Source organism: Actinomadura nitritigenes (assembly GCF_017573545.1).
Classification (GTDB): Bacteria; Actinomycetota; Actinomycetes; order Streptosporangiales; family Streptosporangiaceae; genus Spirillospora; species Spirillospora nitritigenes.
This window is the reverse complement of sequence record NZ_JAGEOK010000025.1, coordinates 41061-57242: the sequence shown is the minus strand read 5'-3', so window position 1 is coordinate 57242 and position 16182 is coordinate 41061. Positions and strand designations below refer to the sequence as shown.

Below are 16182 nucleotides of genomic sequence, written 5' to 3'. Positions count from 1 at the left end.
CGCCCGTCAGGGGGCTATCACGCAGGGGCCTCCGCCGCAGACGTCGACGGTCTGCCCGGTGGTCAGGAAGATCGCCTTCTGCCTGCGCGCGTCCACGTTGCTGCGCGGGTCGGAGTGGGGGTCGCGGCCCTCGGTCGGCGGCGTGTTCGTGGTCGGTGGCGCGGTGGAGCCGCTGTCCCACACGACCATCGCCGACCCGCCGGTGGACGCGCCGAACGCCGGGATGTTCCAGTACGGGACGACGTCGAGGCTGCGCCCGGCCCGGACGGTCGGGGCGTGGATCCGGGCGCCGATCGTGCGGGCCTCGACCTCGGCGGCGACGGTCGCGACCTGGTGGTCGCCGAACGCGACGTGCATCAGCACCTGGTGCTTCGGGGTCCCCGGGTACGGGTGGTCGGTCATGTGCCAGGCGTACCCGTCGGCCTCGCCGCGGTCCCACAGCATCTGGATCAGCGCGAGGCCGATCTGCTGGTCGAGCTTGTCGGGGTAGAACAGGTCGAGGACCTTGGCGTACTCGGGGAAGTCGGCGCTGCGGTTGAGCAGCGTGCTGTAGTTCATCGCGGGGACGCCGAGGACGGAGCGGCGCAGGTCGGGGGAGACCGCGGTGAGCGCGCCGCCCATGATCCCGCCCTGGCTGTTGCCGTCGTAGGTGAGCGGGGCGCCCGGCGCGATCAGCGGCCTGCCGGAGTCGTCCTGGAACGCCTTGTCGCCGGCGAAGCCGCGGGTCATCGCGCGGCCGAGGAAGATGAAGTTCAGCATGCTCTGCTGGAGCCGGTCGGCGACGGTGCGGAACCGGCTGATGTCGGCGAGCGCGGAGACGACGTTCGGGACGTCCTCCTCGGACATGCCGATCCACTTCGTCGCGCAGAACGCGAAGTCGTGCTCGGCGGCCATCGCCTTGACGTTCCCGGCGTCCACCTCGCCCTCGCTGCCGAGCAGTCCGTGTCCGTAGAGGGCGGGGTTCGCGGGCGTGCCGAACGCGGCCTTCGGGATCTCGCACTGGAACGGGACGGCCTGGTCGTTGCCCGGAAGCCGGGACGGCAGGCCGTCCTCGCCGTAGTGGAACGCCGACCCGGGGAGCCCGCCGTACTGGTCGAGGTAGCTCGGCGCCCACACGACGCCCTTCACCTCGCGCGCGATCTTGTCGTCGACGTTGTTCGTCACCTGCGTGACGAGGAACGTCGGCGACCGGTCGCCGAGCCTGCGGAGCGCGTCGTCGCGGATGTGCAGCATCGGCCCGGCGATGCTGCGCGCGCTGGCGACGGTGAAGTCCCAGGCCAGGTAGAGGCCGTCGCGCTTCACGCCGCGCGCGGCGAGGTCCGCGAGCACCTTCCTCTCGGCCTTCTGCCGCGCGTACAGCGGGTCCGCGGACGGCAGCGCGGGGCCGAGGATCCTGGCGAACGCCGCGTTCGGCCCGATGAGGTTCCCGGACGCGTCGCGCAGGTTCCGCAGCGCGACCGCGTAGCGGTGTCCCTCGACGAGGTTCCTGGCGGGCCGGACGATCAGCGCCTTGCGGTCGCCGGGCGCGTTGGCGTCGAGTTCGGCCCAGTACGGCCAGCGCTGCCCGGTCGCGGTGTCGACGATGACGATCGGCGCGTCCGGCTTCAGCGACGCGCCGATGTCGGTGACGGGGGCGGCGCCGGTGCGCGCCAGGTCGACGCCGGGGACGCGGGCGAGCAGGTCGGACCCGGGGGAGAAGCCGTCGGCGCGGTTCCACGCGTCCGGCGAGACGGGCAGGCCGAGCGCGTTCTTCAGCGTCGTGCGCATGTCGATCCGCACGCCGGTCGCGGTGTGCGGGTCGGGCCTCGTGTACCAGTTGCTCGGGAACGGCAGCAGGCACGACGCCGGGTCGATCGGGTCGCAGCCGTCGCCGCCGGAGGGCGAGGCGGCGGCCGGAGCGGCGGACGCGGGCACGGTGCCGAGCAGGGCCGCCGGAAGGGCCAGGGCGGCGGCCGTCGCGACGGCGCGCAGGGACGGGAGACGCAACGTCCACCTCCGGGGGATCCGCGGCATTCGGAGTGATCTTCGTCTCCTCGCGGCCCCGGGTCAATGGACGGCCGCCGTCGGCCGATGCCGGTCATCCGGAGGGCGACCGGCCACCGCATGTTAGGGCCACGTTAAATCTCGCGAAGTGACGGTTTCATCTCCGTTTCGGGGGGTGATCGGGCCTTGATCACCAGCGATAGTGAGCGCAGCGCCGCACCCGCCCGGAAAGGACCGTTCCATGAAAGCCGTCCCCGTCATCGACCTCGCCCCCTGGTTCCACGGCGGCGAGCGCGACCGCGACGCCGTCGCCGCGCGGGTCGACGCCGCGTTGAGCGAGATCGGCTTCCTGGTGGTCACCGGACACGGGGTGCCCGCCGCGGAACGGGACGGGATCCGCGCCGCCGCCAAGCGGTTCTTCGCGCTGCCGCAGGAGGTCAAGCAGCGGTACGCGGCGACCGTTGGGGAGCGCGGCTGGCTGCCGCCCGGCGTCGAGGCCAACGGGTACGCCGAGGGCACCGCGACGCCGCCGGACCTGAAGGAGACGTTCGCGGTCGGCGCCGACCGCCCGACCGGCGACCCGTTCTTCGACGCCGAGTGGTTCCTGCCGAACGTGTGGCCCGGCGAGGTGCCGGAGCTGGAGGCGCTGCTGACGCGCTACCTGGCCCGGATGAAGCGGCTGTCGGACGATCTGCTCGCGCTGTGCGCGGTCGCGCTCGGCCTGCCGTCGGGCTTCTTCACCGCGCACGCGCTGCACCCGTCCTTCACGCTGAACATCAACCGCTACCCGCCGCTGTCGCAGCTCGGGGAGCCGGAGCCCGGCCAGTTCCGGATCGGCCCGCACACCGACTTCGGCACCGTCACGGTCCTGGACCGGCAGGACGGGGTGGGCGGCCTGCAGGTGTACTCCGACGAGGCCGGCTGGGTGGACGCCCCGTGGGTCGAGGACTCCTTCACCGTCAACGTCGGCGACCTGCTCGCCCACTGGACCGGCGGCCGCTGGAAGTCCAACCGGCACCGCGTCCTGCCGCCGGACCCGAGCGCCCCGGACGAGGAGCTCGTGTCGCTGATCTTCTTCTACGAGTGCGACCCGGACGCCCGCATCGAGCCGCTCGGCCCGCCCGTCGGCCGCGCCGCCGGCGGTGCGGCCGTGCGCGCGCACGACTTCCTCCTCGAACGCCTCGACGCCATCACCCTCGCCTGAACACCGAACACCGAACACGCTGAAAGGTCCCCCGTGACGGAGATTCAAGAAGGCCCGCCCGCGGGCGTGGTCGTCCGCGAGGGCGACTACGGCGCCCGGGTCGCCGCCGTCGAGCCGGGCGGCGCCGGCTTCATCCCCCTCGACCAGCGGCACGGCCGGCCGCTCAACCTGCTGTGGACCTGGACGTCGCCGAACCTGGAGTTCGCGACGGTGTTCCTCGGCGTGCTCGCGGTCGCCGCGTTCGGGCTGACGTTCTGGCAGGCCACCGCCGCGATCACGGTGGGCACGCTGCTCGGCTCGGTGACGCACGCGGTCCTGTCGGCGCGCGGCCCCCGGTACGGGGTGCCGGAGATGGTGCTCGGCCGGGTGCCGTTCGGGCACCGCGGCAACATGCTGCCGTCCGCGATCAACTCGGTGGCGGGCGGCGTCGGCTGGTTCGCGGTGAACAGCGTCAGCGGGTCGCTGGCGCTCAACACGCTGACCGGGATGCCGAAGCCGCTGTGCCTGGCGATCGTGGTCGCGCTGCAGGCCGGCGTCGCGTTCTTCGGGCACAACCTCGTGCACGCCTACGAGCGGTACGCGTTCCCGTTGCTGGCGGTGGTGTTCGGCGTCGCGTCCGCGATCATCCTGGCGAAGGCGGACTTCGGCGCGCCCGCCCCGGACGGTTCCGGGCCGGGCGGGATCGGCGCGTTCCTCATCGTGGTCGGCGCGAGCTTCGGGTACGCGGCGGGCTGGAACCCCTACGCCGCCGACTACACCCGCTACCTGCCGGCCACGACGAGCCCCCGCGCCGCGGGCCTGTGGGCGGCGCTCGGCGTCTTCGCCGGCTGCACCGTCCTGCAGATCGTCGGCGCGGCGTCGGCGACGCTGGGCGGCGCGGCGCTCGCCGACCCGACCGGCGCGTTCACCGGGCACCTGCCCTCGCTCGTCGCGAACCTCACCCTGCTGGTCATCGCGATCGGCGCGGTCGGCGCCAACGCGATCAACATCTACTCCGGGTCGATGTCGTTCGTCGCGACCGGGATCCGGTTGCCGCTGCCGGTGCGGCTGCAGCGCGCGCTGGTCGCCGGGGCGTTCGGCGCGGTCGGGCTCGTCGTCGCCTACTTCGGGCTGGACGACGCCGGCCACGACTACGAGGCGTTCCTGCTGGTCATCGCGTACTGGATCGGGCCGTGGCTCGGTGTGGTGCTGGCCGACCTGGTGCTGCGGCGCGGGGTCTGGTCGGTGCGGGACGCGGACGCGCGGATCGACGCGATGGTGTTCGACGTCCGGCGCCGCAACTGGGCCGGGCCGACGGCGATGGCGGTCGCCGTCGTGGTGTCGGTGTGGCTGTTCTCCAACCAGCAGAAGTACGTCGGGATCGTGCCGAGCCACCACCCGTCGTTCGGCGACATCACGTTCGCGGTCGGGTTCGTCCTCGCGGCGCTGCTCTACGCGGTCCTGCGCAAGGTGCCCGGGTTCCGCGAGAGCGGCTGACCGGTGGCGTGCTTGTCCGCGGCCGTGGGGCCGTGCGAGGTCAGCACGACCGGCACGCCCAGCGCTTGCTCGATCGTCTCCACCGGTTCGCCCAGCGGCGCGTAGACGGGACGGGCGGTGAGCAGCCGCCGGGTGAGGGCGGCCTGGCGGTCCAGGCCGCCCTCACCCGCCGGCAGCCGCCCGATCCGCCCCTCGGGCAGCTCGTAGGCCCGGCAGACGCGCAGGTCGGGACGCGCCCCCGCGACGTCCAGGTGCGTGACCGCCAGGCCGTCGGCGCCGCCGGCGACCTCCAGGGCGTACCGGAGCGCGACGGCGTCGAGGTGGCCGGCGCGGAAGGCGCCCTGCCAGGGGCCCGTGCCGTTGTGCGGCTCGGGGAGGGCGGCGGTCAGCGCCGCGTCCTCGGTGACGAACGGCCCCGGGCCGTGGCGCGTCGCGTACGCCCGCAGGACGCCGAGCCGGGCCGCGGACGCGCCCGCCTCGTCCAGCAGGGTCTCCGCGTTGGCGAACGTCGTGGTCGACCAGGTCGTGTACGGGTGGAAGCCGTGCCGCTCGTCGAGCAGCACGCCCTGCGCGCCCTCGAACACCACGTCGCCGGACCGGAGCAGTCCGTGCAGGTGGCCGCCGCCGACGATCCGCACCCGCCCGGCGAACGCGGTGAACGCGTCCGCGCAGGCGGCGACGTCCGGGACCGCCTCGCCGGACGGGAACGACGCCCGGTACCAGTCGTGCACGGCGGCGAGCCGGCGCCGCAGCCGCGCGGGCGACAGGCAGTCGCCCGCGCGCGGCGCGTCGTCGTGCGCGAGGGCATAGGACGCGGTCTCCCCGATGCCCATGCCGCACGACCCGTGCCGGGCCGCGCCGCGCGCCCGCTCGCGTGCGCGGTTGGCGGCCCGGTGGTACGGCGTGGTGAGCAGCGCGTCCCGGTCGACGGTGAGCCGGTCCAGCGCGTCGCCGACGCCGAGCCGCCGCAGGTGGTCGGCCTCGGCGGCGAGCGCGAGCGGGTCGACGAGCATGAACCGCGACAGGTGCGTCCGGACGCGCGGCGCGAACGTCCCCGAGCCGAACTGGGCGAACGTGTGGTGCCGGCCGTCGTCCGCCACGACGTTGTGCGCCGCCTGCGCGCCGCCGTTGAACCGGACGACCGCCGTCACCGGGGACGTGCGGCAGAGGTGGTCGACGACCGTGCCCTTGCCCGCGTCCCCGAACCCGAGGTCGACGACGATGACGTGCCCCATCGCGGTGCTCTCCTCTCCCGTGCGGGGCCTCAGAGCCGCGTCGTCCCGGACGGCCCGGAGGCGTCCAGGCCGGGCGGCGTCGCCGACACCGCGACGGGCGCGCGGGACGCGTCCAGCCGGGCCAGCGCCCGCGACACCGACGCGCCCGCGTCCGAGCCGGCCTCGGCCAGGTGCTCCAGGCCCTCGTCCAGGTCGATGGCGTCCTCGGCGAGCCCGACGGTCAGCGCGATCGTCTCGCAGACGGCGTCGAGGTCGTCCAGGTAGAGGACGTGCTGGCCGAGCAGGCCCTGCCAGAAGTCCTTCAGCTCGCGGCTGCCGGAGTGGTAGGCGCCCTCGGGGATGATGAAGTACACCTCGTACATCCGCTGGAGCTCGCGCAGCACGTCCTCGATCGGCAGGTCGCGCTCCAGGTCGTCGCCGACGACCTTGGCGACCTCCCGGCGCTTGGTCTTCGGGTAGGCCAGCTCGTCGCCGATCATGAACAGGTAGCCGCGCTTGCCGCGCTTCTCGAAGCAGTCGATCGCGGTGTGCCGCGCCATGAAGTACATGGCCAGCTCGTAGGACTCGCGCATCTGGCCGCCGCCCCCGCCCTCCAGCAGGATCTTGCCGAGGTCGTCGTCCATCCGGTTGTCGGCCTCGAACTGGCCGATCTGGAGCGGCGCCCGGTCGCAGGTCGCGTCGCCGACCGCGCCGAACAGGATGTGCGGGTGCTCGACGTACCCCTTGCGCAGCAGCAGGCCGAGCAGGTCGGGCAGCTTGGTCTGCAGGGTGCGAGGCACGCCGCCCATCGAGCCGGTGACGTCGAACAGGACGCCGATCGCCAGAGACTCGGGGTGGTCGTCGGAGTCGCGGCTCTCCCGGACCGTCACGCCCTTCGGGTCGAGGTCGGCGTGGACGGCGGTGGCGCCGCCGTCGCTGTAGGCGAACGCGCTGGAGCCGGTGGACGCGCGGTAGCTCGCGCGCGCCGCGTAGACGTCGGTGGACCAGTTTCCGCTTCCCATGGGTCTTCTCCTTCAGTGGGCGACGGGCAGGTGGAAGGGGCGGAACCGCCGTGGGCCGTAGAGCCGTTCGAGCAGCTCGTCGAGCTCGCCCAGCAGCCGCCAGGCGTCGCGGGGGCGGCGGTTCTGCGCGGACAGCAGGCAGCCGCGCGCGAACATGCGCATCGCCTTGGGCGCCCGCTCGCCCATCAGGTCGGTCATGCACCGGGTGGCCATGTAGAGGTCGGTGGCCTCGCTGGCGGGCCGCCGCGCCGGCACCTCGGGCGGGTACCAGTCGCGGTACCGCTCCACCAGGGCGGGGACGCGCCCGGACGGGTCGGCGTGCGCGTAGCAGCCGGGGACGGAGTAGCACCAGTCGACCAGGACCAGCCCGTGCTCCTCCGGGTGGATCATGACGTGGTCGGGCAGCACCGCGCCGTGCAGGACGCCCGCGCGGTGCGCGAACCCCAGCCCGACCAGCAGCCGCCGCCACATCCACGCGGCGTCGCGCGGGTCGACGCCGCCGGGGAAGGCGGCCTTGACCTCGGCCAGGGTGCGGAAGCCGTCGAGGGCGGCGATCGCGTTCGCCTGCCGCTGCGTCCCCGTCGCGGCGTCCTTGTGGCGGAACGACTCGACGAGGTACGGCACGTACGGCAGGAAGCGCCCGTCGCCGTCCTTGGGGAGCTGGCGCAGCGCGACGGCCTCGCGTTCGAGCAGGTCGCCGTCGCGGGGGTCGCGCGGCATCTTCAGCAGCACCTCGCCGGGCCGGGTGTCCGCGGCGGCCCGGTAGAGCCGGGCGAGGTCGCCGGAGACGGGATCGCCGGCGATGCGGTAGGAGTGCCGGCGGGTGGTGAGGACGGCCGGGTCGGACCGGTTGTAGGTCCGCCACAGCGCGTTCAGCCGGACGAACGCGTCGCGGGTGCGGCCGCCGGTCGCGTCCGGGTGGACGAGCCGGACGAGCCGCCGGTACCGGCGCGCCGCCTCGGCGGCGTCGTCGCCGAACAGGTCGGCGGGGACGCGGGCGCGGTCCAGCCGGGCCAGCGCGTCGTCGAGGTCACGGGTGCTCCCGTCATGCCTGGTCATCGGGGTATCACCTGATCTCTTCCTCGCGGCCGGGCCGCAGCAGTGCGGGGTGCAGGAGGCGGGCGTCGCCCGCGCGGTAGAGGCGGGGGCGGGGCCCGCCGCGCCGGCCGCCCCGGTCGGACGTGGCGCCGGTGCTCTCCACGAAGCCGGGCACCGACAGCACCTTCCGGTGGAAGTTGCCGGCGTGCAGCTCCTCGCCCCAGACCGCCTCGTAGACGGCGCGCAGCTCGGGGATGGTGAACTCGTCGCCGCAGAACGCCGTGGCGAGCGGGGTGTACTCGAGCTTGCCGCGGGCCCGCTCCAGGCCGTCGGAGAGGATCCGCGCGTGGTCGAACGCGAGCCGCCGGGTGGTGCCGGGCCGCTGGTCGCCTGACTCGGTCAGGCCGAGCGCGCCCACCGGGACCCAGGCCGCGTCGGCGGCGTCGCCGCCCGCCTCCGGGTCGGGGAGCTCGGGCGCGAACGCCAGGTAGGCGACCGAGATGATCCGCATGCGCGGGTCGCGGCCGGGGGCGCCGTAGGTCCCGAGCTGCTCCAGGTGGACGCGCCCGAGCGCGCCGTCCTTCCCGCTCAGGCCGGTCTCCTCGGCCAGCTCGCGGACGGCGGCGTCCGGCAGGTCCTCGGCCTCGCGCCTGCCGCCCGCGTGGACGAACCCGCCGGGCAGCGCCCACATGCCCGCGAACGGCGCGCCGCCGCGGCGCACGAGCAGGACGTGCAGCGCGCCGTCCCGGATGGTGAGGGCGACGACGTCCACGGTCACGGCGACGGGGTCGTAGGCGCGCGGGTCGTAGCTCGCGAGGAACTCGCTCTCGTCGCGCATCGGTTCCGGGGACATCCGCGCCTCTCCATGGTCTCGATCCGAGTAAATCTCAGAGTGAGTTCATCTCGATATGAGAAGAACATAACCCGGAGTGCGGCGTTCTGTCCACCCCGGTTCTCCGCACAAGCGCAGAGCGCCGCCTCCCACCTGGGGAAACGGCGCTCAGGGGCGTTCGTCAGCGGCGGTGGCGCCCGCCCGGGTAGGGCGGCTCCTCGTGCGGCCCGGACGCGAAGGGGTCCGGCACCCCGGGGTCGAGCGCGTACGGATCGGCCGGCCCGTCCGCCGCGTCCTCCCGCGCGGGCCGCCCCTGGCCGGGCCCGCCCCGCGCGTACGGCTCGCGCTCGGGGCGCTCGCGCCCGTAGGGGTCTCGCTGATGGGGATCGGCGGCGTTCTGGCCGATCGGCCTGCGTCCCACCGAGTACCGGCCGGTCGGGTAGGGGCTCTCCGGCGCGGGGACGTTCGGCCGCGAACCGGTCCGGTACGGACCGGGGGGCGGCGCCGGGAACCCGCCGCCGGGCGAGGACCCGGCGAACGGCCCGGCGAAGGACGCGTCCAGGGGCGCCACGCCGGGCGGCGGCGCGTCCCTCCGCGCGGCGGCCCGGCCCCCGGGCGGCGGCGCGTCCAGCAGCAGCTTCATCTGGCTCTTGCGGCGGCCGTACACGAGGTAGATCGCGATGCCCGCGACCATCCAGACGGTGAAGTACCCCCACGTCTGCACCTTCAGGTTCAGCATCAGCCAGCCGGTCGCGAGGATCGTGGCGACGGCGGTGACCGGCGCGGCCGGGACGCGGAACGGGCGGTGCAGGTCGGGGCGGTCGCGGCGCAGCGCCAGCACGCCCGCCGAGACGAACAGGAACGCGAACAGCGTCCCGATCACGACCATCTGCTCCAGCGTGAGCACGTTGACGCTCTGCGACATCACGACCGCGGCGCCGCCCGCGACCAGCGTGGCCCGCGACGGCACCCGGAACCGGCTCATCCCGGCGATCGGGCGGGGCAGCAGGCCGTCCCGGGCCATGGAGAACACCACCCGGGTCAGGCTGATCAGCACCACCAGGATCACGGTGGTCAGCGCCAGCACCGCGCCGATGTCGATGATCTCGCCCATGGAGTCCGCGCCGACGAGGCCGAACGCGGTCGCCAGCAGCGGCTTGGCGGGGTCGAGCCGGTCGGTGGAGACCATGCCGACCATGGCGACGGCGACCGCGACGTACAGCACGACGGCGATCGCGAGGCTGGTCAGCATGCCGCGCGGCACCTTGCGGGGCGCGTCGTCGGTCTCCTCGGACGCGGTCGCGATCAGGTCGAAGCCGATGTAGGCGAACGCGATCGCGGGCGCGGCGGCGAAGACCCCCCAGATCCCGAACACCTCCGGCTTGCTGCCGGTGACCGCGCCGAGCACCGCGTCCAGCACGGTCGCCGCGCCGTCGGGCGCGGGCCGCGCGGGCGGCACGAACGGGGTGAGGTTGCCGGCGTGGAAGAACTTCAGCCCGGTCGCGACGACCAGCCCGATCACGATCAGCTTGGCCATCACCATGAACCACAGGCTGCGCAGGCTCATCCGGCTGCCGGTGGCCAGCATGGTGATCAGCAGCACCAGGATGCCGAACGCGAACAGGTCGAACCCCTTCTCCTGCCCGATGATCCCGGCGAGCCAGGACGGCACGGGCACGGCGAAGTCCGCGAGGGCCTGCGCGGCGTACAGCGACCAGGCCCGCGCCACGACCGACGCGGCGAGCAGCAGCTCCAGCACCAGCGCCCAGCCGACCACCCACGCCCAGATCTCGCCGAACGCGACGTAGCTGAAGGAGTAGGCGCTGCCCGCGACCGGGACGATCGACGACAGCTCCGCGTAGGACAGCGCGGCGAGGAGGCAGACGCCGCCGGCGATCAGGAAGGAGACGATCACCGACGGGCCGGCGGTGGTCGCGGCCTGCTCACCGGAGATCTTGAAGATGCCGGAGCCGATCATCACGCCGAGCCCGAGCACGATCAGGTCCCGGGTCCGGTACACGACGCGGAGCCGGTGCCGGCCGCCGTACAGCCGGCCGGTCGCCTGCTCCACCGGCAGCCGGCGGAACATGTTGTTGCGCATGCGGACGTCCCAGGTCATAGGTATCCCCCCTGGCCCGAACCCGCGCCGCTGATCGCGAGAGACGGTGTGGTCGAAGTCCCTAAGAATTCACCAGGATGACCATAAAGCACACCGTTTTCCAGCGGATTGCCGTCAGGGGTCTGTTGTCGGATGCTGCCAAACCACGGTTCGCCAGTATGGCGGAAGGAGCCGCAGGTGAGAGGCGGATACGGGACCGGATTTCCGGTGGACCGTTCCCACGAATGCCGCCATTCCGAAGGAAAGCGCTTTCGGCCGGAGAGCCGCCGGCGGCCGGGGTCGGCCGGTGCGGACGGTGGCAATCGACGAAGATCGGTGACACCGTAGGGACGCCGCGTCCCACAGGAGGTTCGGTGTCCCGCCCAGCACAGCGCTCCTCGCCCTCCGGAACCGTCCGCCGCACGGCGTTCGCCGCCGCCCTCGCCCTCACCGCCGCGCTGGCCGCCCCCGCGGCCGCCTCGGCGGCGCCGCCCGCTCCGGCCGCGCCGGCCGGGCAGAGCCCGCCGGCCAAGCAGCCCGTCGCGACCGGCTACGGCGGCGCCGTCTCCACCGTCGACCCGGACGCGAGCCGCGCCGCCCTGGAGATCCTCAAGCGGGGCGGCAACGCGATGGACGCCGCCGTCGCGGCGGGCGCGACCCTCGGCGTCACCGAGCCGTACGTGTCGGCCATCGGCGGCGGCGGCTACATGACGTACTACAACGCGAAGACCCGCCAGGTGTACGCGCTGGACGGCCGCGAGTTCGGCCCGGCGTCGATGAAGGAGGACTACTTCGTCGACCCGGAGACGGGCAAGCCGCTCTCCTTCGCCGACGCCGTCACCAGCGGGCTCAGCGTCGGCGTGCCCGGCACCCTCGCCCAGTGGGACCTCGCGCTGCGCCGGTTCGGCACCCGCAAGCTGGGCGCGCTGCTGCAACCCGCGATCAAGACCGCAGAGCACGGGTTCGTGGTGGACCAGGAGTTCTACGACCAGACCGCGACGAACGAGGCGCGCTTCCGCGACATCGTCCCGACCCGGGAGCTGTTCCTGCCCGGCGGGAAGCTCCCCGTCGTCGGGTCGGTGTTCAGGAACCCCGACCTCGCCAACACCTACAAGCAGCTCGCCAAGCACGGCATCGGCTGGCTTTACAACGGTGAACTGGGCAAGGAGATCGTCCAGACCGTCGCCAAGCCGCCGGTCGACCCGAAGGCGACCCGCGTGGTCCGGCCGGGCGTCATGAAGACCAGCGACCTGGCCGCCTACAAGGCGCTTTCCAAGCAGCCCACGCACGTCTCCTACCGCGGGTACGACGTGTACGGCGAACCGCCGTCGTCGTCCGGGGGCTCCACGGTCGGCGAGGCGCTCAACATCCTCGGGAACTTCCGGCTCGACCCGCGCGACCCCGTCACCGCGCTGCACTACTACCTGGAGGCGTCGAAGCTCGCCTACGCCGACCGCGGCGCCTACGTCGGCGACCCCGCCAAGGTGACGGTGCCGCTGGACGAGCTGCTGTCCCAGGGGTTCGCCCGCGAGCGCGCCTGCCTGATCAAGCCGGACCAGGCCGCCGCCGCGCCCGTCCCGCCCGGCAGCCCGGACGGCCGGTACCAGCCGTGCGTCCCGTCCGGCACCCAGACCCGGGTGCTGGCCGCCGAGGGACCGCAGACGACCCACCTCGTCGTCGCCGACAAGTGGGGGAACGTCGCCTCCTACACCGTCACGATCGAGCAGTTCGGCGGCAGCGCCCTCACCGTCCCCGGCCGCGGGTTCCTGCTGAACAACGAGCTGACGGACTTCTCGTTCGCGCCGTCCGCGCCCGGCGGCCTGCCCGATCCGAACCTGCCCGGCCCGCACAAGCGGCCGCGCAGCAGCATCGCGCCGACGATCGTGCTCAAGGACGGGCGGCCGAAGCTCGCGCTCGGCACGCCCGGCGGGTCGACGATCATCACGACCGTGCTGCAGATCCTGGTGGACCGGATCGACCTCGGCATGGACCTGCCCACCGCGCTGGCCGCGCCGCGCGCCACCCAGCGCAACACCCCGCAGGTCTTCGCCGAGCAGGCGTTCATCGACCGGTACGGCAAGGCGCTCGCGGCGCGCGGGCACCGGCTGGAGGTGTTCCCGGGCCCGCCGGCGGGCGTGATCGGCGCGGCCACCGGGCTGGAGTTCCTGGCGCCCGGGCTCGTCCAGGCGGTCGCCGAGCCGGTCCGGCGCGGCGGCGGCAGCGCCCTGGTCGTGCGGCCGGCCCGCCCGTGACGCCGCGGTGGCGTGCGGGGCTCCCGAGCGGGAAGTAGTGGGGGCATGGCGCAGTCTTACGTGCAGGTGACGACCACCACCGACGCCCGGTCCGAGGCGGCCGGGCTGGCCCGGTCGGCGGTCGCCGAACGGCTCGCCGCGTGCGCCCAGCTCGTCGGCCCGATCGCGAGCACCTACTGGTGGGAGGGCGAGATCGAGACCGCCGAGGAGTGGATGGTGGTGTTCAAGACCACCGCCGACCGGTTCGACGAGCTCGCCACCCTGATCACCGACCTGCACTCCTACGACACCCCGGAGATCATCGCGACGCCGGTGGTGGCGGGCAGCCTGGACTACTTCGCCTGGGTCGCCGAGCAGACCGAGCCGGGCGAGCGCGACGAGGCGGTGGACGAGCCCGAGGACTGAGCGGCGTCCGGGCCGGGCGCGCCGCTCGCCGGGCGTGCGGAACGGACGCCGCTGACCGCCCCGGGGCCGTGTGACGCACGCCATAGCCGGGTAAGTCTTCATTTACCGTGGCCGGCGTGGTTTCCTGCCGCGGAGAGGAAGGCGGTCGACGTGCGCGAGGAGTTCGGGGTCCGGGAGGGCGGCGCCGGGGAGGACGAGGACCACGGCCTGTTCGGCCCGGGCTCGGTGACCTGGCAGGTGATGGGCGAGCCGGTGCTGATCGTCGGCGGGATCCGGGCGCTGCTGCTGCAGGCCCTGCATCCCCGCACGATGTGGGGCACGGCGCAGAACTCGGAGCTGATGAACCCCGACGCGGCCTGGGCGCGGCTCGGCCGGACGGTCGAGTTCGTCCGGGTGCGCACCTACGGGACGCACGCGGAGGTCGAGCGGGTGGGCCGCCGCGTCCGCAAGCTGCACTCCAAGCTCAGCGGCCTCGACCTGCGCACCGGCGAGACGTTCCCGGTGGACGACCCCGAGAACCTGCTCTGGGTGCACATGGGGGAGGTCGACTCCTACCTGGACGTGGCGCGCCGCGCCGGCGTGCCGCTGACCTCCGCCGACGCCGACGCGTTCGTGGACGAGCAGCGCCGCGCCGCCGCGGTCGTCGGCCTCGACCCGGCGGACGTGCCCGGCTCGGTCGCCGAGATGAAGGACTACTACGCGCGGATGCGGCGGCAGATCTTCGCGTGCCGGGAGGCCCGCGAGGGGCTGAAGCGGATGTTCAGCCCGGCCGTCCCGCAGCACCTGATGCCGCTGAAGCTCGCCGCGCCGGGCGTCGCGATGCTGGTGGTGTCGACGCTGCCGCGCTGGGCCCGCCGGATGTACGGGCTGCCGGGGCTGCCGACGTCCGACCTCGCCGCCACGCTGGCGCTCAAGGGCCTGTACCGCACCACCCACGCCGTCCCCGAGCGGTTCCGGTACTCGCCGGACGCCCGGCGGGCCAGGCGCCTCACGCGCGAGCACGAGGCCGGCCTGGCCACCTGGTCCATGGCGTCCTGACCCTTCCGGCGCGGGTCAGGCCATCGGCGGGGGAGCGTCGCCCTGCGCGGGGGCGTCGGGCCCGTCGGTGTGCGTGCCGTGCCTCGGCAGCAGGAACGCCGGGACGATCAGCACCGCGGTGAGGATCATCGCGACCCAGAACGTCGTGCCGAACGCGTCCGCGAGCTTCGGCGCGACCTGCTCGCGGATCCGGTCGGGGATCTGGCCGACCCCCGCGCCGCCTCCCTTGCCGCCCATCTGCGGGAGCCGCGAGCTGATCTGGCGGGACAGGATGACGGCGAGCAGCGCCACCCCGACCGAGCCGCCGAGCTGGACGAGGATGTTCAGCGTGCTGCTCGCCCGCGACGCCGCCGAGCGGGCCAGCGTGGTCAGCGCCGCCGACATCGTCGGCATCATGGTGCAGCCGAGGCCGAGGCCCCGGACGTACAGGGCGGCGCCGAGGAACCAGTAGGAGGTGTGCGCGCCGACCAGCGCGAACGGGATGGTCCCGACCACCAGCAGCACGATGCCGAACGGCACGATGCGGCCGGCGCCGAGCTTGTCGGTGATGATGCCGGAGAACGGCATCGCGGTGGCGGCGCCGAGGCCCTGCGGGGCCAGCAGCAGCCCGGCGGCGAGGGCGCCCTCGCCGCGGGCGGTCTGGTAGTACAGCGGGATCAGCAGCATCGAGCCCATGAGCGCGATGCCGACGAGGAACACCGCGACGGAGGCGGTCGCGAAGGTCCGGTCGGCGAACAGCCGCACGTCGATCAGCGACCGCTCCCGCCGCTGCAGGCTGTGCAGCACGAACAGCACCACCAGGACGGCGCCGGCGAGCAGCCACGCGATCGTCGAGGTGCTCCCGAAACCGCCGTTGCTGTTGGCGGTGGACAGCCCGTAGATCAGCAAGGCGAACCCCGGCGGCAGCAGGAGCAGCCCGCGCAGGTCCAGCGCCGAGGAGCCGCCCCCGCCCTGCCCCTCCTGCCGGTGCGGCACCTTCCACCAGGCGAGGGCGAAGGCGAGCGCGCCGACCGGCAGGTTCACGAAGAAGATCCAGCGCCAGTCGACGTCCTCGACCAGCCAGCCGCCGATCACGGGACCGAGCACCGGGCCGAGCAGCATCGGCACGCCCACGATGCTCATGATGCGGCCCATCCGCCGCGGTCCGGCGGCCATGGTGAGGATGGCCATGCCGGTCGGCATCAGCATGCCGCCGCCGAGCCCCTGCACGACGCGGAAGACGATGAGCGACTGGATGTTCCAGGACGCGCCGGACAGCACCGACCCGGCGACGAACAGCACGATCGACAGCATCCACACCCGGCGGCCGCCGAACCGGTCGACCGCCCAGCCGGTGATCGGGATCACCGTGCCGAGCGCCAGCGTGTACCCGGTGATCGTCCACTGGATGGTGGACAGGCTCGCGTGGAAGTCCTTGCCGAGCGTCTGCAGGGCCACGTTGACGATGGTGGTGTCCAGGATCGCCATGACCGTCCCGGACACGATGACCAGGCCGAGCAGGATGACCTGCGGGTCCAGGCGCTCGGTCGCGGCGGACGCGCCCGGCGGCGCGAGATCGGTGGGCGGGCTCTCGGCCATGGTCGGCCCCCTCATGTGTGTTCCGGTTGCCCCGTGTCCCCG

The 16182-nt window shown here is 73.6% G+C and carries 12 protein-coding genes; 5 read left to right on the top strand and 7 right to left on the bottom strand.

The window, feature by feature from the left end; translation table 11 throughout:
* Positions 1-6: 6 nt before the first annotated feature.
* The gene (locus tag J4557_RS33065) at positions 7-1986 is read right to left on the bottom strand and encodes a hypothetical protein (RefSeq protein WP_243776728.1); all 1980 of its coding nucleotides are present in this window, start codon (positions 1984-1986) and stop codon (positions 7-9) included.
* 238 nt (positions 1987-2224) lie between these two features.
* On the opposite strand from J4557_RS33065, the gene J4557_RS33060 reads away from it, so the two are divergent.
* Entirely contained in the window at positions 2225-3187 is a 963-nt protein-coding gene (locus J4557_RS33060) for an isopenicillin N synthase family dioxygenase (protein ID WP_208270702.1), read from the top strand.
* Positions 3188-3220: 33 nt separating this feature from the next.
* Entirely contained in the window at positions 3221-4663 is a 1443-nt protein-coding gene (locus tag J4557_RS33055) for a purine-cytosine permease family protein (protein WP_307800350.1), read from the top strand.
* Here the strand turns inward: J4557_RS33055 and J4557_RS33050 are convergent.
* From J4557_RS33050 to J4557_RS33030, 5 genes are all read right to left on the bottom strand, one after another.
* On the bottom strand, positions 4618-5898 hold the full coding sequence (locus J4557_RS33050) for an adenylosuccinate synthetase (RefSeq protein WP_208270701.1): 1281 nt from the start codon (positions 5896-5898) through the stop codon (positions 4618-4620). The two genes, J4557_RS33055 and J4557_RS33050, sit on opposite strands and share 46 nt — an antisense overlap.
* Before the next feature lie 29 nt (positions 5899-5927).
* Positions 5928-6899 carry a hypothetical protein gene (locus J4557_RS33045; protein WP_208270700.1) on the bottom strand — a complete coding sequence of 324 codons (972 nt, stop codon included), beginning with the start codon at positions 6897-6899 and terminating at the stop codon, positions 5928-5930.
* A 12-nt stretch (positions 6900-6911) separates the two neighbouring features.
* On the bottom strand, positions 6912-7958 hold the full coding sequence (locus J4557_RS33040) for a serine/threonine-protein kinase (RefSeq protein ID WP_208270699.1): 1047 nt from the start codon (positions 7956-7958) through the stop codon (positions 6912-6914).
* Positions 7959-7965: 7 nt separating this feature from the next.
* Positions 7966-8790: an NUDIX hydrolase gene (locus J4557_RS33035; RefSeq protein WP_208270698.1), complete on the bottom strand. Its 825-nt coding sequence runs from the start codon at positions 8788-8790 to the stop codon at positions 7966-7968.
* Between the two features lie 160 nt (positions 8791-8950).
* Positions 8951-10888 carry an APC family permease gene (locus J4557_RS33030; protein ID WP_243776727.1) on the bottom strand — a complete coding sequence of 646 codons (1938 nt, stop codon included), beginning with the start codon at positions 10886-10888 and terminating at the stop codon, positions 8951-8953.
* 353 nt (positions 10889-11241) lie between these two features.
* Here J4557_RS33030 and ggt point away from each other — a divergent pair, with 353 nt between their 5' ends.
* The 3 genes from ggt to J4557_RS33015 all read left to right on the top strand — a co-directional run bounded on the left by ggt (position 11242) and on the right by J4557_RS33015 (position 14562).
* Positions 11242-13119 (top strand): gamma-glutamyltransferase, encoded by a 1878-nt coding sequence (gene ggt / locus J4557_RS33025; protein ID WP_307800349.1) that lies wholly within the window; start codon positions 11242-11244, stop codon positions 13117-13119.
* Between the two features lie 45 nt (positions 13120-13164).
* The gene (gene cutA / locus J4557_RS33020; protein WP_208270696.1) at positions 13165-13524 is read left to right on the top strand and encodes a divalent-cation tolerance protein CutA; all 360 of its coding nucleotides are present in this window, start codon (positions 13165-13167) and stop codon (positions 13522-13524) included.
* 150 nt (positions 13525-13674) lie between these two features.
* On the top strand, positions 13675-14562 hold the full coding sequence (locus J4557_RS33015) for an oxygenase MpaB family protein (protein ID WP_307800348.1): 888 nt from the start codon (positions 13675-13677) through the stop codon (positions 14560-14562).
* Between the two features lie 15 nt (positions 14563-14577).
* Here J4557_RS33015 and J4557_RS33010 read toward each other — a convergent pair whose 3' ends face one another.
* Positions 14578-16140 carry an MDR family MFS transporter gene (locus J4557_RS33010; RefSeq protein ID WP_208270695.1) on the bottom strand — a complete coding sequence of 521 codons (1563 nt, stop codon included), beginning with the start codon at positions 16138-16140 and terminating at the stop codon, positions 14578-14580.
* Positions 16141-16182: the final 42 nt, after the last annotated feature.